The following is a 23,169-nucleotide window of genomic DNA, read 5'->3' as shown; positions in this document are numbered from 1 at the left end:
TGAATTGGTATTTGCCAGACAATTGCCTTTCGGGAAAGCATGCAGTGGGCTGGCCGCCCGCGACAAAATCCCAGGCCTGGCATCATGCCGATGGCGCGGCGGCGACAGCGCCATACGTGAGGCATCATCCGGGCCAGGCCGAATTGACCTGGACAGAAGTGTCCATAGCCTTGATTTGCCTGATGCAGCGTGTCATGCGTCGTGCCTATGGAAGCCACAGATACGACGATCCAGCGCGCCGGCGCCACCGGAAACATCAAGGCCACCCGCGAAGACTGGCTCAAGCTTGCGCTCGAAACGTTGATCTCGGATGGTGTCGAACGCGTCCGCGTGCTGACCCTTGGCCAGAAGCTCGACGTCTCGCGCTCCAGCTTCTACTGGTATTTCAAGAGCCGTCAGGACCTGCTCGACCAGTTGCTGGACTACTGGCGGCAGACCAACACCAGGTTCATCGTCGAACGCGCCAGACGGCCCTCCGCGACCGTGATCCGCGGGGTAATGAGCATCTTCGAGTGCTGGGTGGACGAAAGGCTGTTCGATCCGCAGCTCGATTTCGCGATCAGGGCCTGGGCCCGTCGCTCGCCTGCCATCAGGCGCGCGCTCGACGAGGCCGATGAGGAGCGCGTCGATGCCATTCGCGACATGTTCGTGCGTCACGGCTATGACGAAGAAGACGCGTTCGTGCGCGCCCGCGTGCTCTATTTCATGCAGATCGGCTATTACTCCCTCGAACTCAACGAGCCAATGAGCAGCCGCCTGGCTCAGGTCGCCTTGTATCTGCGCAGCTTCACCGGCCAGGAGCCTTTGGCAGAGGATGTCGAGGCGTTCTCGCGCTACGTCGAGGAGACGATTTCGCGCAAACGCTAGCACCTATCCACTACGTGCACGATGGACAGGCGTACTAGACATATATGTACAATACCATTACGCTTTAAACTGAGAGAGCAGCTTGCCCGGCACGCCATGACCAGAATTTATTCCGCTTTGTCGCTCTTCAAGGAGGGTCTGGTCGGCCAGACCGGCTGGCAGCCCGCTTGGCGATCGCCCGAACCGAAGCCATCCTATGACGCGATCGTCATTGGCGGCGGCGGCCATGGGCTGGCGACAGCTTACTACCTGGCAAGGAACCATAATATCAGCCGGGTTGCAGTGCTGGAAAAGGGCTGGATCGGTGGCGGCAACACCGGCCGCAACACCACCGTGGTACGCTCCAATTACTATTATCCGGAAAGCGTAGAGCTCTATGGGCTGGCGCACCGGCTCTACGAGGGGTTGTCCAGGGATCTGAACTACAATGTCATGCTGTCGCAGCGCGGCATGGTCAATCTTTGTCACAGCACCGCCGAAATGGAGGTTGGGGCGCGCACCGTCAACGCCATGCAGATCAACGGAATCGATGCGGAGCTGTTTTCGCCCGAGGATGTGCGCCGGGTGGCGCCGATCTACAATTTCTCAACCGATGCGCGCTTCCCGGTGTTCGGCGGCATCTGGCAAGGCCGGGCCGGTACGGCGCGCCATGACGCGGTCGCCTGGGGTTACGCGCGGGCGGCGAGCCGGCTCGGCGTCGACATCATCCAGAACTGCGAGATCACCGATTTCATCATCGAGGGCGGCCGCTGCCGCGGCGTCCAGACGACGCGGGGCGCGATCCGTGCCGACCGCACCGGCATGGCGGTCGCCGGACATTCCTCGGTGCTGGCGGCCAAGGCCGGCTTTCGCCTGCCGATCAACTCCTACGCGCTGCAGGCCTGCGTTTCCGAACCGGTCAAGCCGATCCTCGACACGGTGGTGCTGTCGCCCGGCACAGGCGTCTATGTCAGCCAGTCGGACAAGGGCGAGATTGTCATCGGCGGCGGGCTCGACCGCATCCCCTCCTATGCGCAGCGCGGCAATCTGCCCTCCTTGGAGACGGTGATTGCCGGCGTGCTGGAGATGTTCCCGATCTTCGGCCAGTTGAAGCTGATGCGGCAATGGGCAGGGATCGTCGATGTCGTGCCGGACTCCTCGCCCATCATCAGTGAATCGCCATTGCCCGGCCTGTTCCTCAATTGCGGCTGGGGCACGGGGGGCTTCAAGGCCATCCCCGCCGGCGGCACGCTGCTGGCGCAATTGCTGGCAACAGGCAAGCACAACGACATCAGCCGTCCGTTCGACCTGGATCGCTTCGCCAGTGGGCGGCTGATCGACGAAGCGGCCGGCTCTGGCATCGCGCATTAAGAGGACTTTATGCAGCTTTTCCCTTGCCCGTTCTGCGGCCCGCGCGACGAGACCGAGTTCCACTATGGCGGCGATGCCGGCAACACGCGGCCGGATGGCGTCGATGTGTCGGTCGGGCGCTGGGCTGATTACCTCTATCTGCGTTCCAACCCGAAAGGCACCGCGCGCGAAATCTGGGTGCATATGAACTGCGGCGAGTTCTTCGTCATGGAACGTGACACCGTCACCCACACGGTGGTGTCCTCAACCGCTCTTGGTGGGGAGCACGCGGCGTGACCGCCTCGCGCCTCGCCACCGGCGGTAGCGCCATCGACCGGTCGCGGCCGATCCGCTTCAGCTTCGACGGCGCCACCGTGCACGGCTTTGCCGGTGACACCATCGCTTCGGCGCTGCTGGCCGGCGATGTCGCGGTCGTCGGCCGCAGCTTCAAGTATCACCGGCCGCGCGGCATCTGGGGCGCCGGCGTCGAGGAACCGAACGCACTGGTCGACATCGGCGGCAGCGTGCCGGCGACGCCGAACACGCGGGCCACGACCGAGGCGGCGCGCGACGGGCTGGTGGCGAAAAGCGTCAACGCCACGCCAACCGCACTGGCCGACCGCAACGCCTTCCTCGATCGCTTCTCCCGCTTCATTCCAGCGGCGTTTTACTACAAGACCTTCATGTGGCCCGACTGGCACATGTTCGAGCCGCGCATCCGCGCCATGGCGGGACTGGGCACGGTCGATACGGACTGGACATCGCAGGGCACAGCCGACCAGATCAACCACCATTGCGACGTGCTGGTGGTGGGCGCGGGACCGGCCGGGTTGGCGGCGGCAAGGCTGGCGGCCGGCGCGGGTCTCACCGTCACGCTGGTCGACGACCAACTGAGGCCAGGCGGATCGCTCGGCCACCGGACTGGTGAGATCGACGGCAAGCCGGTCGCCGACTGGATCGAGGAGGTGGTTGCGGAGCTTGCCGCGGCCGGTCACCTGGTCCTGTCTTCGACCACCGCCTTCGGCGTCTACGACCACAATCTGGTCGGCCTGAACCAGCGCCATCGCGACGGACGGCCGGACACGCTGTGGCGGGTCAGGCCGCGCCAGATCGTGCTGGCGACCGGCGCCATCGAGCGGCCGCTGCCCTTCGCCAACAACGACCTGCCGGGCATCATGTCGGCGGATGCCGCACTCGCCTATCTCAGGCGGCATGCGGTGCTGGTCGGCCGCAGGATCGTCATCGCCACGAACAATGACAGCGCCTATGAAGTGGCGGAGGCGCTCGCCACGGCCGGCGCCGAAGTCACGCTTGTCGATCTGCGGCGCGACGACACGCCCGCCGGGCCTGCCAATGTCCGGCTGATCGCGGGACGCAGCCTCGCCGCCGCGCAGGGCAGGTTGCGTGTCCAAGCCGTGACCCTCGATGACGGCACCAGGCTGGATGCCGATTGCGTGCTGGTTTCGGGTGGCTGGTCGCCGACCATTCATCTCTTCGGCCAGGCCAGGGGCAAGCTCGCCTGGAGCGAGGCGCGCGCCGCCTTCCTGCCGGGCGACCCGGTCGATGGTATCGCCGTGGCCGGCGCCGCAGCCGGTGCGGTTTCCTTGTCGGAGGTGTTTGCAGGCGCCGGCAAGGCGATTGCATCGCTCGGCCAGACCACGACAGCGGTGCCGCGCAGCACCGGGCCGGAAGCGACGGGCGGCATTCTCGCGGTATGGCCGATGCCCGGCTCGAAGGGACGCATCTGGATCGACTACCAGAACGACGTGACGGTGAAGGACGTCGAACTGGCGGCACGCGAAAACTTCGTCTCGGTCGAACATCTGAAGCGCTACACGACGCTCGGCATGGCAACCGACCAGGGCAAGACCTCCAACCTGCCGGGTCTAGCGCTGATGGCCGGGATCACCGGCCGGACGGTGCCGGAGGTCGGCACCACCACCTATCGCCCGCCGTTCACGCCGGTGCCGCTGGCGAGCTTCGCTGGCACGCGCGCCGGCGAACTGATGGCGCCAGTGCGCCGGCTGCCGCTGGAGAGCGTGCATCGTGCCAGCGGCGCCGTCTTCCAGGAGTATGGCGGCTGGCTGCGCCCGGCTCACTATGGCGGCAACGCCGATGCGGAACGCTCCATCGCGGACGAGGCGCGGCGCGCTCGCCAGTCGGTCGCGCTGTTCGATGGTTCAACGCTCGGCAAGATCGAGGTGATCGGACCCAAGGCGGCCGAATTCGTCGATTTCATCTACTACAACACCATGTCGACGCTGAAACCCGGCCGCTGCCGCTATGGCTTCATGCTGTCGGAGAATGGCGTGGTCTTCGATGACGGTGTGCTGGTGAGGCTTGACGAGCATCGCTTCGTGGTGTCGTGCTCGTCCTCGCATGTCGCTGCAGTGCATGCGCGGCTCGAGGAGTGGCGCCAGGACCGCTTCGGGCGCGGCGCCGTCTACATCCACAACGCCACCGCCGAAATGGCGACGCTGACCGTTTCCGGGCCTAACGCCCGGAAGTTGCTCGAAACGCTGGATCTCGGCCTCTCGCTCGACGATGCCGACCTGCCGCATATGGCGGTCAGCCATGGCTCCTATGCCAGTGACGAGGTCCGCATCGCCCGCGTCAGCTTCACCGGCGACAGGAGCTACGAGATCTCCATCCGGGCTGATCGCGCCGAGCCGCTGTGGGCGCACCTGCGCCATGCCGGCCAGGCGTTCGACGCGGTTGTCATCGGCCTCGAGGCATTGATGATCCTGCGGGCCGAGAAGGGGTTTATCGTCATTGGCAAGGACACTGACGGCACCACGCTGCCGCATGACCTCGGCGTCGATGGTCCGCGCGCCAAACGTCAGGGCGAATTCGTCGGCCGCCGCTCGTTGTTCACCGAGGAGGCTTCGCGCGGCGACCGCATGCAGCTTGTCGGACTGACGGTGCCTCAAGGCGAAGCGCCGCTGCCGACCGGCGCGCATGGCGTCAGGCGGAGCGACGGCAGATTGCGCAGCCAGGGCTTTGTCACCTCGAGCTACCAGAGCCCAGCACTCGGTCGTCCGGTCGCACTTGGGCTGATCGAACGCGGCGCCGCCCGCCACGGCGAGACGATCGACATCCAGCACCTCGGCAAGGTCAGCAAGGCGACGATTGCCGCGCCTTGCGCCTTCGACCCGGCAGGAGACCGGCTGCATGCGTGATCTGGCTGAAAAATGGTCCGTCGCGCCCGACTGGCAGTCGGCGGTCATCACGGCACCCGGCCTCGTGGCGCGCGCGACCGCCGGCCTCAATCAGTTGCTGGTCAGCGGCGACCTCGACGCCTGGTCGCGGGCGTCCGGCCTGGACGGAAATGGGGTCGGTGCCTTTCGCACAGCGCAAGGCGACCGCTATGCGGCGCGGCTGGCGCGCGACCGGCTGCTCGTCGTGTCGAACAGCCCACTCGCCGTCGCGATGGGCTGGCACGCAGAAGGCTTCGCGGTGACGGCGGTCAGCGCCGGGCTGCAGGTGTTCGAGGTCGAGGGCTCGGCGCTCGACGCTTTCATCGCGCGCGGGACGACACTCGATGCCAAGCAAGCGAGTGCCAGCGCAGCGCTTTCCTACGCCGGCATAAGCGCCATCGTCTATCGCCATCAGGGCAGGCTGCGCATCCATGTCGATCGCGGGCTTGCCGCCTATCTCTGGACATGGATGGCAACGGCGGCCAGCAACATCAGCGTCGGGTCAGGAAACTAGCCGGCTATGCTCTGGTCAGAGCGAGAAGGACCAGAACAGGCAGGCCAGCGTCGCGGCGGCAAAAACCACGAAGAACAGGCTGCGCAGCAGCACATTGCGGCGCAGCTCGTTCATGACGAAGTGGCAACCGACGATCGCTGCGGCAAACAGGAACCGCCAGTTGAGCAGCGCCCACACGGCGCTGCCCTGGCCGAAGGCCCATCTGGCAGCGAGACAGCCGACGATGGCGGCAAACAGCACGATCACGGTCCAGAAGACCGCATCGGCGGCATGGGTGAGAACGATGCTGGCCGCCCTGATCGGCAGGATCATCATCAGCAGGGCGCTGAAGAAATAGACCGCGGCAAGCGGAATGAACGTTCCGGCATCGGCAATACCATCGAGCCGCCTGACGCCGATCGCGCCATAGGGATAGCCGTGCCTGGCGACAGCCAGGCTCAACGCCATGAGCAAGGCGGTCAGCACCGCGACCAGTGCGAAGGATGTGAGGGCTTTGCTCATGACGTTCCTGTCTCAGACGAATCAGACAGGAACAGATGTAGCGGGCGGTCGTAAATTGCGCGTAAGCGAGACTACCGCCCACAGGAATTATCGTCGCAATCCGCCGACGGAATGCTACTCGGCGGCGATCCTTCCAGCCGAACGGTTGGCCAGCACGAAGCAGACCTCGTCCACCGCCTGCGCCGCACGCTTCAGGATGGCATCGGAGCGCAGCACGCCGTCGGTAAAATCCTTGTCGGTGGCGTAGACGGCGGTGGGCAGCGTGAAGGCCTCGAAGAAGCCGAACAGCGGCCGCAGCTGGTGCTCGACGATCAAGGCGTGGCGCTCGCCACCGCCGGTCGCGGTCAACAGGATGGGCTTTCCCCGCAACGCGGCCGGATCGATCAGGTCGAAGAAGTGCTTGAACAGGCCGGTATAGCTGCCCTTGTAGGTCGGCGACCCCACGACGAGCACGTCGGCAGCGAGGATTTCCTCGAGGATTGGGCGCGCCTGGCTGTCGAGATCGCGAGCCCATCTTGCCGTTCCCAGCGACGGACCGAGATCCTCGATATCATAGGTGCTCGCCGACAGGCCGTGGCGGGCTGCTATGTCCCTGGTGACCAGATCGACGAAGGCGCGCGTCTTTGACGGCAGGGTGATGTTGCCGGAAAAGCCGACGACTGTTGGATTTGACATGGCAGTGGGCCTCTTGATGATCGATGTCTGATGCGGCGAACCTGTGCCCGCCGGTGGAAAAATCAGCTCCAGGCGTGCAGCGGCGGATTTTCGCCGTTGAGGAAATACTTACCGAGGATGGAGTATTTCCAGCGCACCGGATCGTGCAGCGTGTGCGTGCGGGCGTTGCGCCAATGCCGGTCGAGATTGTGCTCGGCCAGCGTCGAGCGGGTTCCCGCCAGTTCGAACAGCTTGTTGGTGGCGGCGATGGCGATTTCCGTCGACAGTATCTTCGCCTCGGCGGTGACGACCTGCGCATGCGCCACCGTCTCGGCGGTCGGCTCGGCCACCGCCCGGTCTATCGCCAGGCCGGCCTTTTCCAGCAGCGCCTGCGCAGCGTGCAGGCGCAGCGTCAGGTCGCCGATGGCCTGGATGGTGTAGGGATCGTCCCAGGCATTGTCGACGCCGCTGTCGATCCAGGCGCGGCTCTTGGTCCTGACGAAACTGACCGTCTCGTCGATCGCCGCCTGGGCGATGCCGGTGTCCACCGCCACCTGGATGATCTGGAAGATGGCGCCGTCGGCGGTCGGCTTGTCATAGCCCTTGTAGCCGGGCACCAGATGCGTCTTCGGCACCTTGACATTGTCGATGATGACTGTGCCGGACAGCGTCGTGCGCTGGCCGAAGCTCGACCAGTCGTCGATGACCGTCAGGCCAGGCGCGGCGCGGTCGGCGATCGCATACCAGGCACGGCCCTCGTCATCGAGCGCCACGATCGGCACCAGATGAGCGAGCAGCGCGCCGGACGAATAGAATTTCCGGCCGTTGACGACGACATGATCGCCGGCATCAGTGAAGCGGGTCTCGAAATCGGCGGCGCGCTTGGAGCCGAACTCGGAAAAGGCGTTGCCGAACCGCGTGCCCTTCAGCACTTCGGCGAACAGCAGCTTCTGCTGATCCGCATCCGACACCGTACGAATGGCGGCGACGACACCAAGATGGTTCTGCGCAACCTGGCCGATCGAGGAATCCGCCGCCGAGATGATCTCGATCACCCTGGCGAGGGTGGCATAGGACAATTCGGGACCACCGAATGCCTTCGGCACATTGATCGACCACAGGCCGCTTTGCGAAAACGCATCGAGTTCGGCAACGGGCCAGATCCGCTCGCGGTCGCGCCGGGAAGAATCCCTAGCGAATTCGGCGGCGAGCGCTTGAGCGATGGCAATCGCCTCGGCGTCGTCCTTGACGATGTGCGCCGACGCGGTTGGCCTTGCGACTGGCGGCACGGCGGCGGAGGCGTGGTCGGTCTTGACGGTCGAGACGGTCATTTCACTGTTCCTTTAGATTTCGGTTCAGGCAACGGCATGAAGATGAGCTGATTTGGCGGCCGGCGATGCCTGTTGCCCCAGGTAGAAGGCCCGCACATCCTCGCGCTGGCGAAGCTCGGCAGCCGCACCGGAGAGGACGGAGACGCCGTTTTCGAGGACCGTGGCATGGTCGGCATATCTAAGCGCGACCGCCGAGTTCTGCTCGGCGACGAGGATCGACAGGCCGGTCTCGCGATTGAGTTTCCGGAGCGTCTGGAAAATATCCTGGACGATGAGCGGCGCGAGCCCCATCGAGGGTTCGTCGAGAACCAGAAGACGCGGCCGCGACATCAGCGCCCGGCCGATGGCCGTCATCTGCTGCTCGCCCCCAGAGGTGAGGCCGGACAGGGTCCGGCGCTTCTCCTTGAGACGGGGAAAATAGCCGTAGATCCGCTCGAGATCCCCGTTGATCTCGGCGCGGCGACCGCTGCGGCCGATGCCGCCGGCGACCAGGTTCTCCTCGACGGTGAGGCTCTTGAAACAGTGCCGGCCTTCCAGCACCTGCACCAGTCCGGCGCGCACCAGATCTCCCGGCTGGCGGCGCGAGACATCGCTGCCGTCATAGCGGATGGTACCGGCATTGACCTGACCGCGCTCAGCCGGCAGCAGGTTGGAGACGGCCTTCAGCGTGGTGGTCTTGCCGGCGCCGTTGGCGCCGAGCAGCGCCAGGATCTCGCCGCGCCTTAGCTCGAAGCTGACGCCGTGCAACGCGGTGATGGCGTGGTTGTAGGTCGCATGAACTGCGTCCACGACAAGAATGACGTCATCGTTCGGCATGGGCTCTTACTTCCCGTGGTTCGAAAACCGGAAATGGGCCGGGCGTCGCGGAAAACTGGCCGTGACGCCCGGCTTGGGTTGGTCAGTTGGTGGTCACGGCATCGGCGTCATCGGCGGTCCGCAGCTTGATGCCTTTCTCGGCGGCATAAGCCTCGGCAGACTTCTCGATGATCGGCCGCAGCAGAGCCCAGTCCGGCGCGATCCAGTCGGAGACGACATTCCATTTCTTGCCGTCCCACTGCTGGAAGGTCACGTAGCCCTCGCCCTCGTGATTGTCCCAGCTGACATTGATCGAGTGGAACAGGTCCTTGGCGCCGAGCGCCTCGACCTTGGCCGGATCAAGCTTGAGGTGCTCGAAGCCCCAGCGGACCTCGTCGCCGGTCAGCGTGCGATGGCCGAACTTCTCCTGCGCGACGCGGATCGCCTCGACATTGAGGATGCCGTTGACGATGCCGAGGTTGTGATAGACCGAGCCGATGCGCGACTTGTCTTCCAGATTGCCCTTGCCGGCGTCGTAGACCGTCTTCACGATCTCCTGCACCACCGGATAGGAGTTGCCGGAGGCCTGCGTGGTGATGGCGGTGTAGCCCTTGGCGGCGTCGCCGGCCGGGATCACGTCCTCTTCCGAATTCGACCAGACATTGCCGACGATATGGTCGACGGGATAACCGACCTTGACCGCCGTCTTCAACGCCACCGGGTTCATCACGCCCCAGCCGCGCAGGACGACGAAGTCCGGCTTGGCGCGGCGGATGGTCAGCCACTGCGACTGCTGCTCGTTGCCGGGATGCGGCACCTCGATCTGCTGCACGGTGAAGCCGTATTTCTGCGCCAGCAGCTCGTAGATCGGGATGGTCTCCTTCCCGTAAGGCGAGCCGTGATAGAGCACGACGATCTTCTTGCCCTTGAGCTTGTCGATGCCGCCCTCCTTCGAGGCGATGTAGTTCACGATGCCGGACGTCTCGCTGTAGGGATTGAGAAGCAGCGGAAAGACGTAAGGGAAGACACGGCCGTCGGTTGAGTCGGTACGGCCGTGGTTGACGGTGATCAGCGGCACCTTGTCGGCGGTGATGCGGTCGATCATGGCATAGGCGATGCCGACCGAGAGCGGGTTCCAGGCGGCGGCGCCGGCATGGCTCTTCTGCCGTTCGTAGCACTCGACGCCGCGCTCGACCTCATACTGGGTCTCGCATTCGTCCCAGGTCAGCTTGACCCCGTTGACGCCGCCGTCGCGGATGTTGATGAGATTGAGATAGTCGATGAAGCCGCCGAAGAAGCCGGTGCCGCCGGCCGCATAGGGCCCGACGCGGTAGCTTTGCAACGGGAAATATTGCTCGTCGGCGTGGGCGGCGGGCAAGGCCACCGACACGATCATCGCCGCGGACAGCGCCGCCGCCTTGATGGTGCTCAGGAAGGTCATGGCTAGGGTACTCCCGGTATGGGCCGTCTTGGGTCCGGCCTCTGGTTCATTTTCAGTTCGGGGCGGTTGCCCCGGATCAGCTCATGTCGACTGCCAGGCGAACAGGAGCCGTCTTCGGATCCTGTCCCACAGCGCCACCAGCCCGTCGGGTTCGAGGATCAGAAACAGGATGATGAGCGCGCCCAGCACGATGCGCTGGCTCATGTCGAGCACACCCGAGTCAAAGAGATCGCCGAGCAGAAAGCCGCCGAGGCGAGACAGAGCGAGCGGAAAGACCACGATGAGGGCGGCACCGAAGAAGGCGCCGCGGATCGAGGCCAGGCCACCGATGATGATGATGAACAGGATCTGGAACGAGCGATCGAGGTCGAAACCATCCGGCTCGACGGTCCGCAGATAGGCGAAGGCCCAGATGACGCCGGCGACGCCGATGATGAAGGACGAGATGGCGAAGGCCAGAAGCTTGGTCTTCAGGACCGGGATGCCGATGATGCGGGCGGCGGTTTCATTGTCGCGGATGGCGATGAAGTTGCGCCCGGTCTGTGACGACACCAGCCGATAAGCAAGGAAGGTGAGGACGGCGACGATGGTCAGCGCGAAGAGATAACGGCCGACGGCGCCATCGAGAGCGTAGCCGGCTATTGATAGTCTTGGCGCATCGATGATGCCGGACGCCGAGTCGTTGGAGAACCAGCTGAACTTGGTCAGCGCCCACTGGACAAAGAACTGTGCGGCAAGCGTCGAAACCGCGAGATAGAAGCCCTTCAGCCGCAGGCTCGGCAGGCCGAAGACGATGCCGATCGCGGCCGCGACCAGACCGGCCAGGACAATGCTGCCGATCAGCGGCAGGCCCTCGACCCGCAGGTTGAAATTATAGGCGGCGAAGGCGCCCGCCGCCATGAAGGCGGCGCTGCCCAGCGAAACCTGGCCGGCATAGCCGGTCAGGATATTCAAGCCCACGCCGGCGAGGCTGAGCGCCAGGAACGGCAGCAGGATGGCCTCGAACAGGTAGCTCGAGCCAATCAATGGCACGACGCCGTAGGCGAAGGCGAGCAGCAGGACGGGCGCGGTCCATTTCGGCAGCACCGGCGCGGAGGAGAAATCGCTTGGTATCGCGGTCATGGCTCAGATCCTTTCGACGAGCTTCTGGCCGAACAGGCCGGAAGGACGGATCAAGAGGAAGACGAGCGCGACGACATAGGCGAACCAGCTCTCGATGCCGCCGCCGAAATAGTCGCCGATATAGACCTCGGCGAGCTTTTCGCTGGCGCCGATCAGCAGTCCGCCGACGATGGCGCCGAGGATGGAATCGAAGCCGCCGAGCACCAGCACCGGCAGCGCCTTCAGCACCACCAGGGACAGCGAGAACTGCACGCCAAGGCGAGCCCCCCAGAGCAAACCTGCCACCAGCGCGACGAGGCCGGCCGCCGCCCAGACGGTGCCCCAGATCAAGGGCAGGCGCAGGCCAACCGCGAGGGCCGCGAACTGGTCGTCGGCGACGGCGCGAAAGCTGAGGCCGATGCGGGTGTAGCGGAAGAACAACGACAAAAGCAGAACCATGCCGGCGGCCACCACGGCGGCAAAGATATCGAACTGGCTGATCAGCACGCCGCCGATTTCCAGCGGCACGTCCTCGATGCCGAGATCGAGGCCGTGGACCTGCGTGCCCCAGATCAACTGGGCGGCGCCCTCGATGATGTAGGAGAGGCCAAGCGTGGCCATGAACAGCGTGATCGGCGGCTTGTTGGTGAGAGGCCGCAGCACGGTGCGCTCGATGGCGATGCCGATCGCCACCATGATGGTGAAGGTGACCACCAGCGCCAGCGCGAAGGGGATGCCGCGTTCGACCAGGCTGACGAAGGTGAGCGCCGCGAACAGGAGCAGCGCGCCTTGCGCGAAATTGAGCACGCCTGAGGTCTTGTAGATCAGCACGAAGCCGATGGCGACCAGCGAGTACATGACGCCGGAGAGCAGGCCACCGACGAGCACTTCGATGAAGAACTGATAATCGAAGTCGGCGATCATATGCCTGCCCCATCCTCATTGTCCGAGGCGACGCCGAGATAGGCATCGATGACGCGCTGGTCGTTCCTGACTTCGTCGGGCGTGGCGTCGGCGATCTTGCGGCCGTAGTCGAGAACGGCGATGCGGTCGGACAGGCCCATGACGACGCCGACATCATGCTCGATCAGCACGACGGTGGTGGCGAAGCGGTCGCGCGCGGCACGCACGAAGCCCGCCATCTCGCTCTTTTCGCTCGCGGTCATGCCGGCCATCGGTTCGTCGAGCAAAAGCAGGCGCGGCTGCGCGACCAGCGCGCGGGCAAGTTCGACCCGCTTCTGCAATCCGTACGGCAAGGTGCCGACAAGACGATCGCGAACGGCGGTGAGGTCGAGGAATTCGAGGATCTGATCGGCGCGGCTCAGAGTGTCGCGCTGCTCGCCGCGCGAGCGGCCGATGCCGAGCACCTGGCCGGCAAAGTTGGAGCCGACCTTGTAGGCAAGGCCTGAGGCGACATTGTCGAGGACGCTGAGGCCCTTGAACAGGGCAAGGTTCTGGAAGGTCCTGGCGACGCCGAGATGCGCCAGCCGCTGCGTCGGGACCTGGGCGTGACTGATCCCGTCGAGCAGGACATGACCGCGATCCGGCCGGTAGACGCCGCTGATGACGTTGATCAGCGAGCTCTTGCCGGCGCCGTTCGGGCCGATGATGGCGCGGATCTCGCCTGATAGAACCGACAGGTCGATATCGGCCAGTGCGACGACGCCGCCAAACGACAGGCCGATGCCCTGAAGTGAAAGCAGTGGGGCGGCTTGCGCGGCAAGCCCTGTGTGCTCGGCGCGGTCTTCGGCTGGCTGCACTGGCGGCAGGGTTGACGGCAGGCCGCGCGCCAAGATTTCCGGCGCATAGACCGAAGCCTCCATCGCTCCGAGGGCATAACTTGGCAACGGCATTCCAATCGTCCTCGATTGCACCCTCAGGCGCGCAAATCCTCGCTGCCGCTCGAAGGATCGAGCGCGCCGGGCAAGCTTCATTCGTGGGTTGGCCGGCGCCTGTCCGGCCAACCTTTCAGGGTGGCTATTCCGCCGCCAGCGAGGCTGCCGCCTCGCTGTCTTCCAGCTCGCGAACGAGCGGGATGACATGCTTGCCGAAATACTCGACCTCTTCCTGGAAGTGCAGGAAGCCGAGCAGGATGAGATCGGCGCCGGCGCGCTTCAGGTCGACGATGCGCTCGGCGACCTGCCTCGGCGTGCCGATCAGGTTCGAGCGGAAGCCGTCATTGTACTGGACCAGATCGTCGAAGGACGATTTCGCCCAATTGCCCTCACCTTCCGGCGAGGCCTTGCCGGCATTCTTGACCTCATGGCCAAAGGCGTTGACCGCTTCGGGATTGGCCTTGGCGATGATTTCGGCGAGCACCGCCTTCGCCTCGTCCTCGGTTTCGCGGACGATGGCGAAGGCATTGACGCCGACCTTGACCGAATGGTTGTTGGCCTTTGCCTTGGCCTGGATGTCATCCACCTGTTTGGCGATCTCGGTCGGTGTGTTGCCATTGGTGAAGTACCAGTCCGAAACGCGCGATGCCATGTCGCGCGCGGCGCGCGACGAGCCGCCCTGGAAGATTTCGGGCAGCGGATGCGGCGGCTTCGGCTTCAGCGAATATTCGTTGAAGCGATAGAAATCGCCACGGAAGGTGAAGCTGTCCTGCGTCCATATTCCGCGCAGCGAACGGATGAATTCCTCCGAGCGGCGATAGCGCTCGTCATGGTCGAGCCAATGCTCGCCGATGGCGTGGAACTCGCCACGGAACCAGCCGGAAACGAGGTTGATGGCGACGCGGCCGTTGGTCAGGTAGCTGATGGTGGCGATCTGCTTGGCCGCCAGCGCCGGATTCCACGGTCCGGGCAGGATCGCCGCTATGACCTTGAGCGTGGTGGTCGCCGCCAGCAGGTCATGGCTGAACGCCACCGATTCATGCTGCTCGTCGGCGCCGTAGCCGGCGGTGAAACGGATCTGGCTGAGCGCATAGTCGAAGCCGGCCTTCTCGGCGATCTGCGCCAGCTTGCGATTGTATTCAGCCGAATGGTTGGTGCGCTGCTCGATGTTGGAGATCACCAGGCCGCCCGAAACATTGGGCACCCAGTAGGCGAATTTGATCGCGTCGGTCTCTGCGTGTGCCATGAACTGTCTCCCCTTCAGGCCGTGTCGTTGATCGATCCGACCGCAGCCGGGTTTCGCCAATATTTATTATGTTTATAGAATATATATACAAAGAAGGATTTTCCGTTTTTGAAGCCCTCGCGGGACGGAAATACCAATTTTGCGCGGCCAACCCGGCTTCGATTGTCAGCCCGCGACCCGACCGTGTCCGGCAGTGGCGCCGACGGCCTCGGCTGGCGTGTCGAGCAACTTTGCAATCTCGGCCGCGACAGCCTGGGCATGGCGGGCAACCTCCGGCAGGCCCATGAGTTCGCCGAAAGTCCCCCGTGCCAGCGGACCGGCGACAAAGAGCGTCGTGACCACCCTGCCGTCCCGGCCGACGGCGCGGCTGTCGCGACTTGTCTCGATACCGAGCCCGTAGGGGTCGGCTCCGATCAGCCCTGCCTCGGTCAGCGAGCGCAGTGCCGGGTTGAGCTGCAGTGCCTGCCCATGCGCCGGGCCGGTGGTGTTGATGACCGCGTCGAAGCGGGCCGTCTCGATCCGCGTCTGCCCGCGCCGTTGAAAGCTGACCGCCAGGCTGCCGTCCTCGTGGTTCGATGCGACAAGCCTGGCGGCGATGTTGTCGAATGTGCCGGCTGCATGGCGGCGGTCGAGCACGGCCGCGACCTGCGGTGCGATCCTGAAGCGATGCACGTCCCAGAATACGCGCAGCTGGCGGACCAACCTTGCCCGCTCGGGCGGGGCAAGTCCTGCCCACAGCACCGGTCCCTGCTGGCGCAGCTGGTCGAAGACGGACTGCCAGTTGACATTGGCTGCCTGTGCCGCTGCCAGCGTCGTTCGGATGGTCTTGAGCAGAAGCAGCGCCGTCGCGGCCGGCTCGGACGCAAAGTCGCCGAAGGCCTCACCCCTGATGTCAGGGTGGCCGCGCGAGCGCAGCCCGCGGCGAGACAGCGCCAGGATGCGGCCGCGATGCTCGCGACGATCGAGTTCGGCAACCATGTCGGCCGAGGTCAGTCCGGAGCCGACGATCAGCACCGACGCTTCCCGGCCGATCCCGGCAAGTGCTGCAGGAGCGTACGGATCGGCGATGAACCCCGGCGCCTCCGCCAAGGAGGCCAGTGCGGCGGGAACATTGGGCAGCGGATGCGTCGCCGCCAGGACGACGATGTCAGCGGCGACCGGCCCGCTGGTGGTGTGCACGGTCCAACCCCTGCCATCTGCGTCAGGTGCCACATGTTTGGCGAGACCGTTGACATGACGCACCGCGCCCGAACCGAGCCAGGGAGCGAGGTGCTCGGCGACGTAACGACCGAACACGCGCCGACGCGGATAGGCGTCGCCATTCTTCCAGATGGCGTCCGGATCGCGTTCGAGTTCCCCATCACGGCTCAACCAGCGCGCAAAATGCTGCGGATCATCGGGAGCCATGCTCATCCTGACTGCCGGGACATTGACCCGGTGCGCGGGCTCCTCGCTGGAATAGGCAAGGCCGCCGCCGAGCGCCGGTCGCGGCTCGATCACGGAAATCGACAGGCGCTCCGGTCGAGATGCCTGCGCCAGATGCCAGGCCACCGCGGCACCGGAAAAGCCGCCGCCGATGATGGCAACGCGCAACCGACGGGCTGGAGGAAGCGCGTTCACGAGGCGCTGGCGAGTGACTTCGGCCGGTGGTCGCCGGCAATGGTCTCGCCGAACGGGCCGGTGTTGACCGACGAGCCGGCGTGCTTCACCGGATGATCGGTGGGCAGTTTCGGCAGCACCAATTCGCCGAAGCGGTAGGCTTCTTCGAGATGCGGATAGCCAGACAGGATGAAAGTATCGATGCCGAGGCGCCGGTACTCGTCGATGCGCTCGGCAATCGTGTCGGGGTCGCCGACAAGCGCTGTTCCAGCGCCGCCGCGCACCAGGCCGACACCGGCCCACAGATTGGGTGCAATCTCGAGCTTGGCGCGGTTGCCGCCGTGCAGTGCGCTCATCCGCGCCTGGCCGACCGAATCCATGCGGGCAAAGACCTTCTGCGCCGAGGCGATCGTCGCATCGTCGAGCCGGCTGATCAGGCTGTCCGCCGCGGCCCAGGCCTGTTCGGTCGTCTCGCGCGCGATGACATGCAGGCGAATGCCGAAGGAGAGCTTGCGGCCGGCCTTCTCGGCCAGTTCACGCACCGTGTCCAGCTTGCGCTCGACATCGGCGGGCGGCTCGCCCCAAGTCAGGTATTTGTCGATCTCCTGCGCTGCCACCACGGATCCGGCGTCGGAGGAGCCGCCGAAATAGAGCGGCGGGTACGGCGTCTGCACCGGCGGAAACAACAGCCGGCCATCCTCGATGCGGAAATGCTTGCCTTCATGCTCGACCGTCTCGCCGCTCAGCACGCGCTTGTAGATCTGCAGGAATTCCTGAGTCACCTCGTAGCGCTCGGCGTGCGACAGGAAGATGCCGTCCCCCTTGTTCTCCAGCGGGTCACCGCCGGTGACGACGTTGATCAGCAAACGGCCGTTGGAGATGCGGTCGAGCGTCGTGGTCATGCGCGCGGCGAGCGTCGGCGATTGCAGGCCGGGCCGCACGGCGACAAGGAAGCGCAACCGCTCGGTCGCCGGCACCAGAGCCGAGGCGATCACCCAGGAATCCTCGCAGGCCCGGCCGGTCGGCAACAGTACGCCATAATAACCCAGCGTGTCGGCTGCCTTTGCCACTTGCGTCAGATAGGGCAGGTCGACGGCCCTGCCGCCTTCCGATGTGCCGAGATAGCGGCTGTCGCCATGCGTCGGCAGGAACCAGAGCACCTTGATGCGGTCAGGGATGTCCCGGGTCATGACCTGCCTCCCGCGGTCTGACGACATTGGCCGACTATGCCAGACGGAATTGAGGGCGAGCGCAAAAGGTTGGGCATGGCGGGGTCCTGTCCGTGTGGAAACCAGATCGCCAGTGCAGATTGCTTATTCTATAAATTCTGTAGAGTTAGTTTATTCCAAATCCGCGACGGCGATTAGAATTTCTCTCCTCAGGTGGTGGCGCCGACCCGGTTCAACCCTTGCCCAAATCGCCGAAGCCGTGCTGCGATCGTCTCTTGGCTATGATCTTTCCCCGGCACTCAGGCGGGATGCTGCAGCTGGCTCAGCCCACCATCGACGACGAGGGTGGCCGCGTTCATGAACGGGCACTCGTCGGAAATCATGAACACCGCGGCGAGCGCGATCTCGTGCGTCGAGGCGATGCGGCCGCCGGGATGCAGCGCCATGGTGTCGGCGCGCGCTGCCACCGGATCAGGAAAACTGTTCCAGTAGTCGATGGCCTTCTGCGTCTCGACATAGCCCGGCGCCAGCGCGTTCACGCGCACGCCCTGCGCCGCATATTCGAGCGCCAGCGATTTGGTCAGTCCGAGCAGCGCGTGCTTGGCGACGGGATAGGGGAAAGTATGCGGAATGATGGTGAAGCTGTGCGTCGAGGCGATGTTGAGGATGACGCCACCGCCGCTTGCGATCATGCCCGGCAAGACTGCCTTGCTACAATTCCAGGCGCCCTTGACGTTGACATCGAAATTGCGGTTCCACTCCTCCTCGCTGGTGTCGAGCGGCGTCGAGAACACATTGACCCCGGCATTGTTGATCAGCGCGTTGATCGTACCGATTTCATCGTTTGCCCGGCTGACCGCCGCGGCAATCGCCGCCCCATCGCTGATGTCGGCGGCGGTATGCCCGACATGGCCTTGCGGTGCGACGAGGCTCGCGACGGTCTTGTCCAGCAGCGCGCCGTCGCGGTCGACCAGGAACAGTCTTGCTCCCTCGGCCAAACAGGCTTCGGCAATTGCGAGCCCGATGCCTTGCGCGGCCCCCGTCAGGAAGATGCGTTTGCCGGACAGGCGCTCAGCCATCTTTCTTGCTCCAGTCGAGGACGGTCAACGTCGGCCCAGTGCCGACGAGCGCAGATTGTCGAGCAGCACCGCCAGGAGCAAGATAACGCCGCGCACGATGTACTGGTAGAAGGCCGGGATGTTGAGCAGGTTCATGGCGTTTTCGGCGATGCCCATGATCAGCACGCCGACGATGACGCCCGACATGGTGGCGCGGCCGCCGGCGAGCGAGACGCCGCCGAGCACGCAGGCCGAGATGACCGAAAGCTCAAGGCCGACCGCCGCGTTGGGCTGGCCGGAGGTGATGCGTGACGCGAGCAGGATGCCGGCGATGCCGCAGACGACGCCCTGGAGCGTAAAGATCCAGATGCGCGTCCTGTCAACATTGACGCCGGCCAGCCGCGAGGCCTCCGGATTGCCGCCGATGGCCAGCGTGTTCTTGCCGAAGACGGTGCGGTTCAAGACAAAGCCGAAGATGCCGAAGAGAACGGCCAGCACCCAGATCGGCGTCGGTATGCCGAGCAGTTTCGACAGCGCCAGCTGGTAAAAATCCGGGCTGTTGATGCCAACGGCGCGGCCGTCGGATGCGATCAGCGCAAGGCCGCGCACGATCTGCATGGTGGCCAGGGTGGTGATCAGCGCGTTGATGCGGAATTTCGCGATGACGACGCCGTTGATGAAGCCGACGAAGGCGCCGCAGGCGATTGCCGCCAGAAGGCCAAGCAGGATCGAACCGGTGACGTTCGACGCCATCACCGCGACCATCCCGGCAAAGGCGACGATAGAGCCGACCGACAGGTCGAAGTCGCGCGCCGCGAGGCAGAACATCATGGTGCAGGCGACGATGCCGACAGTGACCACCGACTGCAGCAGGCCGAGCATGTTGCGGTCGGTGAGGAAGTTCGGCACCAGAGCCGACACCAGCGCGAAGGCAACGACGAAGATGACGACGAGGCCCTGTTCGCCGAGCAGGATCTTCTTCAACCGGTCGGTCATGGCAGGGTCCTCAGGATGCGATCGCGTCGGGGGTTTTCTTGTCGGGAAGGGCGGCGGCCAGGATCGCCTTCTCGGCGAACTGGTTGCGGTTAAGTTCCGCGCTGATGCGGCCACCGCACATCACCAGGATGCGGTCGCAGATGCCCATCACCTCCGGCAATTCGGACGAGACGACGACGATCGCCATGCCGTCCTCGGCAAGCTGGTAGAGCAGTTCGTAGATTTCCGATTTGGCGCCGACGTCGATGCCACGCGTCGGCTCGTCGACGATGAGAACCCGCACACCTTGCTCGGACAGCCAGCGGCCGAGGATGACCTTCTGCTGGTTGCCGCCGGAGAGGTTGATGATGTCCTGCTTGCGCGACGGCGTGCGCACCTTGAGCTTCTTGATGAATGTTTCGGCGGTCGCGATCTCGCTGGCGCGGTTGAGCACGCCAAAGCGTGTGTGATGGCGGCGTGACGAGATGTTGATGTTCTCCTCGATCGAGCGGCCCTGGATGATGCCGTCATGCTTGCGGTCTTCCGAGCACAGCACGACGCCGGCCCGGATCGCGCCATGCGGATCGGAGGCGTGGATACCCTTGCCGTCGACGGTGATGGCGCCGCCCGAGCGCGGATCGGCGCCGAAGACCAACCGCATCAGTTCCGAGCGCCCGGCGCCGATCAGGCCGAAGAAGCCGACGATCTCGCCGGCACGAGCCTCGAAGCTGGCAGGCGTCCGCAGCTTTGCCCCTGACAGGGCCTCGATCTTCAGTCTGATATCGCCTGCCTTGCGGGGGCGAAAGCCCCAAATGTCCGAGATTTCGCGGCCGACCATTTCGGCGACGACCTGGTCGCGGGTGACGTCCTTGAGCGAAATGTGGTGCGCCGCCAGCTTGCCGTCGCGCAGCACGGTCAGGCTGTCGCAAAGCCGGAACACCTCATCCAATCGGTGCGATACGTAGATGATGACCTTGCCCTCGCCGCGCAGCCGATCGATCAGGGCAAACAGGATTTCGCTTTCGCGCGACGATAGCGACGAGGTCGGCTCGTCCAGTGCTATGACGCGCGCGTCGAGCATGATCGCCTTGGCGATCTCGACCATCTGGCGTTCGCCGATGGACAGCGTCTTGACCTTGCGGCGCATGTCGATGTCGATGCCGGCCGATTTCAACTTGGCGCCGACGTCGTCCAGCATCCTGGTGCGCGCGATGATGCCGGCGCTGGCGGGAAAGCGGCCGAGGCTGAGGTTTTCGGCAACGGTGAGCTCGGGAACGAGCTGCAGTTCCTGGTGAATGACGATGACGCCATTGTCGAAGGCATCCCGGGTCGAGGCATAGGCCTGGACCTTGCCGTCGATGCTTATCTCACCCGTGTCGGCATGCTGGTCGCCGGACAGGATCTTGATCAGGGTGGATTTGCCCGCGCCGTTCTCGCCCATCAGGCCATGCACGGCGCCCTTGTCGACGCCGAACGAGACGTCCGACAGCGCCTTGACGCCCGGATAGGTCTTGGTGATGCGCGAAAAGTCGAGAAAGGACACGGGCGTCGATCCCTGTTGTGCCATGACAAACAGGCGGCGGGATGAGCCGCCGCCTGTTTGTACAGGGAGGATTACTCGATGCCGAGGCCCTGGCGGACCTTCTGATAGTCGTCGCGCTTGGCCAGCGCGCCGGAGGTCAGGATCAGCTTCTCCGGCTCCTTGTTGTTGGCAACCCAGTCGTACATGTTGAGCGCCGTCTCATAGCCATGGCGCTTCGGCGAGATGATCACGGTGCCGACAAAGCCGGTGGCGGCCGGCTTCTTGAACTCGTTGATCGCCGAATCCGCGCCGCCGATGCCGACGCCGATCATGCCGTCGGCCGGGATGCCGACGCTCTCGGAGGCGCGCACGGCGCCCAGCACGGCTTCGTCGTTGAGGCCGAAGGAGATCCATTTCTTGATGTCGGCATGCGCATTGAGCACGACCGTCGCGGCATTCAGCGCGGCTTCCGTGTCGGTCTTGGCCTGCGGGGCGTCGAAGATGTTCTCGGCCTTGAAGCCGTTCGCCTTCAGCACCGAGATGGCGCCTTCGACACGATCGACCGCCGTCGGCAGCTGATCATAGGAGACGCGGATGGCGCCAACCTCGTCGGCCTTCCAGCCGCGCGCCTTCATTTCATCAACGATCGCCTGGCCGACGGCCTCGCCGATCTTGGTGGCCGAGATGCCCATATGGGGCACGTCTTCCAGCGCCTTGCCGTCGGCACCGACCAGACGGTCGTCGACGGTCATCAGCTTGAGATTGTTGGCGGCGGCCTTGGCGACGATGCCAGGTCCGAGCTTCACATCCGGCGTGCAGACGATGAAGCCCTGGGCGCCCTGGGCGCCGAGATTGTCGATCGCCGACATCAGCTTCTCACCGTCCTCGGCGCCGATCTTGACGAGGGTGAAGCCCTTTTCCTTGGCTGCCTGGTCGGCGAACTTCCATTCGTCCTGGAACCACGGTTCCTCGGGCTGTTTGACGATGAAACCGATCTTGGTGTCCTGAGCATAGGCAGAAGCGATCGTCGTGACGGACAGCACGGCAAGGGCGCCCGCGACGAGCGCGGTCTTCAAAAGTCGCATGATTACCTCCCAGCGATAGGCCGGGCGCTCAGCCCGGGTGTCGGTGTTTCTATTCGCTTTTATCATACTCGTCAATTGATCTGGTATGATAATTAAGGTACATGCTCTGACCAACGATCGCTGGCGCAACTCGTTTGCATCCGCTAATGCCGGGCCGGTTGCGCGAACTCGCAGGTTCGCCGCCTTGGAGGAGGGCTAAGGTGACCGAAATTTCGAAGAAAGCCCCGGAGGGTGCGACCACCCGTCGCCCGCGCGTCATGCCCGACGTGACCAAGGCGATGGCCTCGGACATCTTTTCCGGCCGCTACCCGGCCGGGTCCTCCTTGCCGACCGAAAACGAACTTGGCGTCGAGTACGGCGTCAGCCGCACCGTCATCCGCGAGGCGCTGAAGGTGCTGGCCGCCAAGGGGCTGGTGTTGTCGCGGCCGCGCGTCGGCACCATCGTCTGCAACGAGGACGACTGGAACATCATCGACCCGCAGGTGCTGGCCTGGCACGCACCGCACGCGCTGGACGACAAGCTCTTCGACGCCATCCTGGAGACACGCCGGGCCATCGAACCGCTGGTCGCCGAGCTTGCCGCGACACGCGCGACGCTGCAGGAGATCGCCGATCTCGAAGCGGCGTGGCGCGGCATGGCCAGCGCCGGCGAGGATCGCGCCGCTTTCTCGCGCAGCGACATCGCTTTCCACCAGATCGTCTATGCCGCGAGCCACAACCCGATCTTTCGCCAGATCGGCAACCTGATCGATACGGGGCTCAAATTCTCGCTGGAGGCGACGGCGACGATTTCACTCGAACGGCGCCTGGAAGCGGTGGCGGCGCACCGCGAGGTGGTCGAGGCGCTGCGCATGCGCGACGCCGAGTCGGCGCGTGGGGCGGCAAACAAGATCCTCGACCTTGCGGCGCGCGACCTCGTCAGCGCCAAGAAACTCAAGAACAACTGAGAC

General features: G+C 64.7%; 21 protein-coding genes. 6 read left to right on the top strand and 15 right to left on the bottom strand.

The features are described 5' to 3' along the window. Positions 1–207: 207 nt before the first annotated feature. The 5 genes from AC1DYW_RS04100 (at position 208) to AC1DYW_RS04080 (ending at position 5,907) form a co-directional block, all read left to right on the top strand. Positions 208–867, top strand: a complete 660-nt coding sequence (locus AC1DYW_RS04100) for a TetR/AcrR family transcriptional regulator (RefSeq protein WP_477225190.1) — start codon at positions 208–210, stop codon at positions 865–867. A gap of 96 nt (positions 868–963) precedes the next feature. Beyond that, positions 964–2,217, top strand: a complete 1,254-nt coding sequence (locus tag AC1DYW_RS04095; RefSeq protein ID WP_477225189.1) for a sarcosine oxidase subunit beta family protein — start codon at positions 964–966, stop codon at positions 2,215–2,217. A gap of 9 nt (positions 2,218–2,226) precedes the next feature. Further along, complete coding sequence (locus AC1DYW_RS04090; protein ID WP_477225188.1) at positions 2,227–2,493, top strand: sarcosine oxidase subunit delta; 267 nt, start codon at positions 2,227–2,229, stop codon at positions 2,491–2,493. After that, positions 2,490–5,375, top strand: coding sequence for a sarcosine oxidase subunit alpha family protein (locus tag AC1DYW_RS04085; protein ID WP_477225187.1), 2,886 nt, complete (start codon positions 2,490–2,492; stop codon positions 5,373–5,375). The genes AC1DYW_RS04090 and AC1DYW_RS04085 overlap by 4 nt, the downstream gene beginning before the upstream one ends. Then, entirely contained in the window at positions 5,368–5,907 is a 540-nt protein-coding gene (locus AC1DYW_RS04080; RefSeq protein ID WP_477225186.1) for a hypothetical protein, read from the top strand. The genes AC1DYW_RS04085 and AC1DYW_RS04080 overlap by 8 nt, the downstream gene beginning before the upstream one ends. A gap of 15 nt (positions 5,908–5,922) precedes the next feature. Here the strand turns inward: AC1DYW_RS04080 and AC1DYW_RS04075 are convergent, their stop codons facing one another. From AC1DYW_RS04075 to AC1DYW_RS04005, 15 genes are all read right to left on the bottom strand, one after another. Next, on the bottom strand, positions 5,923–6,408 hold the full coding sequence (locus AC1DYW_RS04075; RefSeq protein ID WP_095082895.1) for a hypothetical protein: 486 nt from the start codon (positions 6,406–6,408) through the stop codon (positions 5,923–5,925). Positions 6,409–6,522: 114 nt separating this feature from the next. Beyond that, positions 6,523–7,083, bottom strand: a complete 561-nt coding sequence (gene msuE / locus AC1DYW_RS04070) for an FMN reductase (protein WP_477225185.1) — start codon at positions 7,081–7,083, stop codon at positions 6,523–6,525. Between the two features lie 62 nt (positions 7,084–7,145). After that, complete coding sequence (locus AC1DYW_RS04065) at positions 7,146–8,393, bottom strand: SfnB family sulfur acquisition oxidoreductase (RefSeq protein ID WP_477225184.1); 1,248 nt, start codon at positions 8,391–8,393, stop codon at positions 7,146–7,148. Between the two features lie 24 nt (positions 8,394–8,417). Beyond that, a complete protein-coding gene (locus tag AC1DYW_RS04060) occupies positions 8,418–9,209 on the bottom strand; it encodes an ABC transporter ATP-binding protein (protein WP_477225183.1) in 792 nt (263 codons plus the stop codon). A gap of 82 nt (positions 9,210–9,291) precedes the next feature. Continuing rightward, complete coding sequence (locus AC1DYW_RS04055; protein WP_136618300.1) at positions 9,292–10,629, bottom strand: ABC transporter substrate-binding protein; 1,338 nt, start codon at positions 10,627–10,629, stop codon at positions 9,292–9,294. Between the two features lie 81 nt (positions 10,630–10,710). After that, positions 10,711–11,751 (bottom strand): branched-chain amino acid ABC transporter permease, encoded by a 1,041-nt coding sequence (locus tag AC1DYW_RS04050; RefSeq protein ID WP_477225182.1) that lies wholly within the window; start codon positions 11,749–11,751, stop codon positions 10,711–10,713. 3 nt (positions 11,752–11,754) lie between these two features. After that, positions 11,755–12,654, bottom strand: coding sequence for a branched-chain amino acid ABC transporter permease (locus AC1DYW_RS04045; RefSeq protein ID WP_457150122.1), 900 nt, complete (start codon positions 12,652–12,654; stop codon positions 11,755–11,757). Next, positions 12,651–13,583: an ABC transporter ATP-binding protein gene (locus AC1DYW_RS04040; RefSeq protein ID WP_457150121.1), complete on the bottom strand. Its 933-nt coding sequence runs from the start codon at positions 13,581–13,583 to the stop codon at positions 12,651–12,653. Before AC1DYW_RS04040 ends, AC1DYW_RS04045 begins: the two co-directional genes overlap by 4 nt. A gap of 124 nt (positions 13,584–13,707) precedes the next feature. Then, on the bottom strand, positions 13,708–14,811 hold the full coding sequence (gene sfnG, locus AC1DYW_RS04035) for a dimethylsulfone monooxygenase SfnG (RefSeq protein WP_184873220.1): 1,104 nt from the start codon (positions 14,809–14,811) through the stop codon (positions 13,708–13,710). 165 nt (positions 14,812–14,976) lie between these two features. Continuing rightward, positions 14,977–16,431 carry an FAD/NAD(P)-binding protein gene (locus AC1DYW_RS04030; protein WP_477225181.1) on the bottom strand — a complete coding sequence of 485 codons (1,455 nt, stop codon included), beginning with the start codon at positions 16,429–16,431 and terminating at the stop codon, positions 14,977–14,979. After that, entirely contained in the window at positions 16,428–17,600 is a 1,173-nt protein-coding gene (gene ssuD / locus AC1DYW_RS04025) for an FMNH2-dependent alkanesulfonate monooxygenase (protein ID WP_477225180.1), read from the bottom strand. Before ssuD ends, AC1DYW_RS04030 begins: the two co-directional genes overlap by 4 nt. A gap of 278 nt (positions 17,601–17,878) precedes the next feature. Beyond that, positions 17,879–18,658, bottom strand: a complete 780-nt coding sequence (locus AC1DYW_RS04020; RefSeq protein ID WP_477225179.1) for an SDR family oxidoreductase — start codon at positions 18,656–18,658, stop codon at positions 17,879–17,881. 24 nt (positions 18,659–18,682) lie between these two features. Next, complete coding sequence (gene araH, locus AC1DYW_RS04015; protein ID WP_477225178.1) at positions 18,683–19,633, bottom strand: L-arabinose ABC transporter permease AraH; 951 nt, start codon at positions 19,631–19,633, stop codon at positions 18,683–18,685. Positions 19,634–19,643: 10 nt separating this feature from the next. Next, positions 19,644–21,155, bottom strand: a complete 1,512-nt coding sequence (gene araG, locus AC1DYW_RS04010; RefSeq protein ID WP_477225177.1) for an L-arabinose ABC transporter ATP-binding protein AraG — start codon at positions 21,153–21,155, stop codon at positions 19,644–19,646. A 71-nt stretch (positions 21,156–21,226) separates the two neighbouring features. Beyond that, positions 21,227–22,219 (bottom strand): arabinose ABC transporter substrate-binding protein, encoded by a 993-nt coding sequence (locus AC1DYW_RS04005; protein ID WP_477225176.1) that lies wholly within the window; start codon positions 22,217–22,219, stop codon positions 21,227–21,229. A gap of 257 nt (positions 22,220–22,476) precedes the next feature. On the opposite strand from AC1DYW_RS04005, the gene AC1DYW_RS04000 reads away from it, so the two are divergent. Further along, the gene (locus AC1DYW_RS04000) at positions 22,477–23,166 is read left to right on the top strand and encodes a FadR/GntR family transcriptional regulator (protein WP_477225575.1); all 690 of its coding nucleotides are present in this window, start codon (positions 22,477–22,479) and stop codon (positions 23,164–23,166) included. Positions 23,167–23,169: the final 3 nt, after the last annotated feature.

Source organism: Mesorhizobium sp. P2_D5, assembly GCF_056404355.1.
Note: the sequence above shows the minus strand (reverse complement) of the source record. Positions and strands in the feature narration are given on the sequence as shown.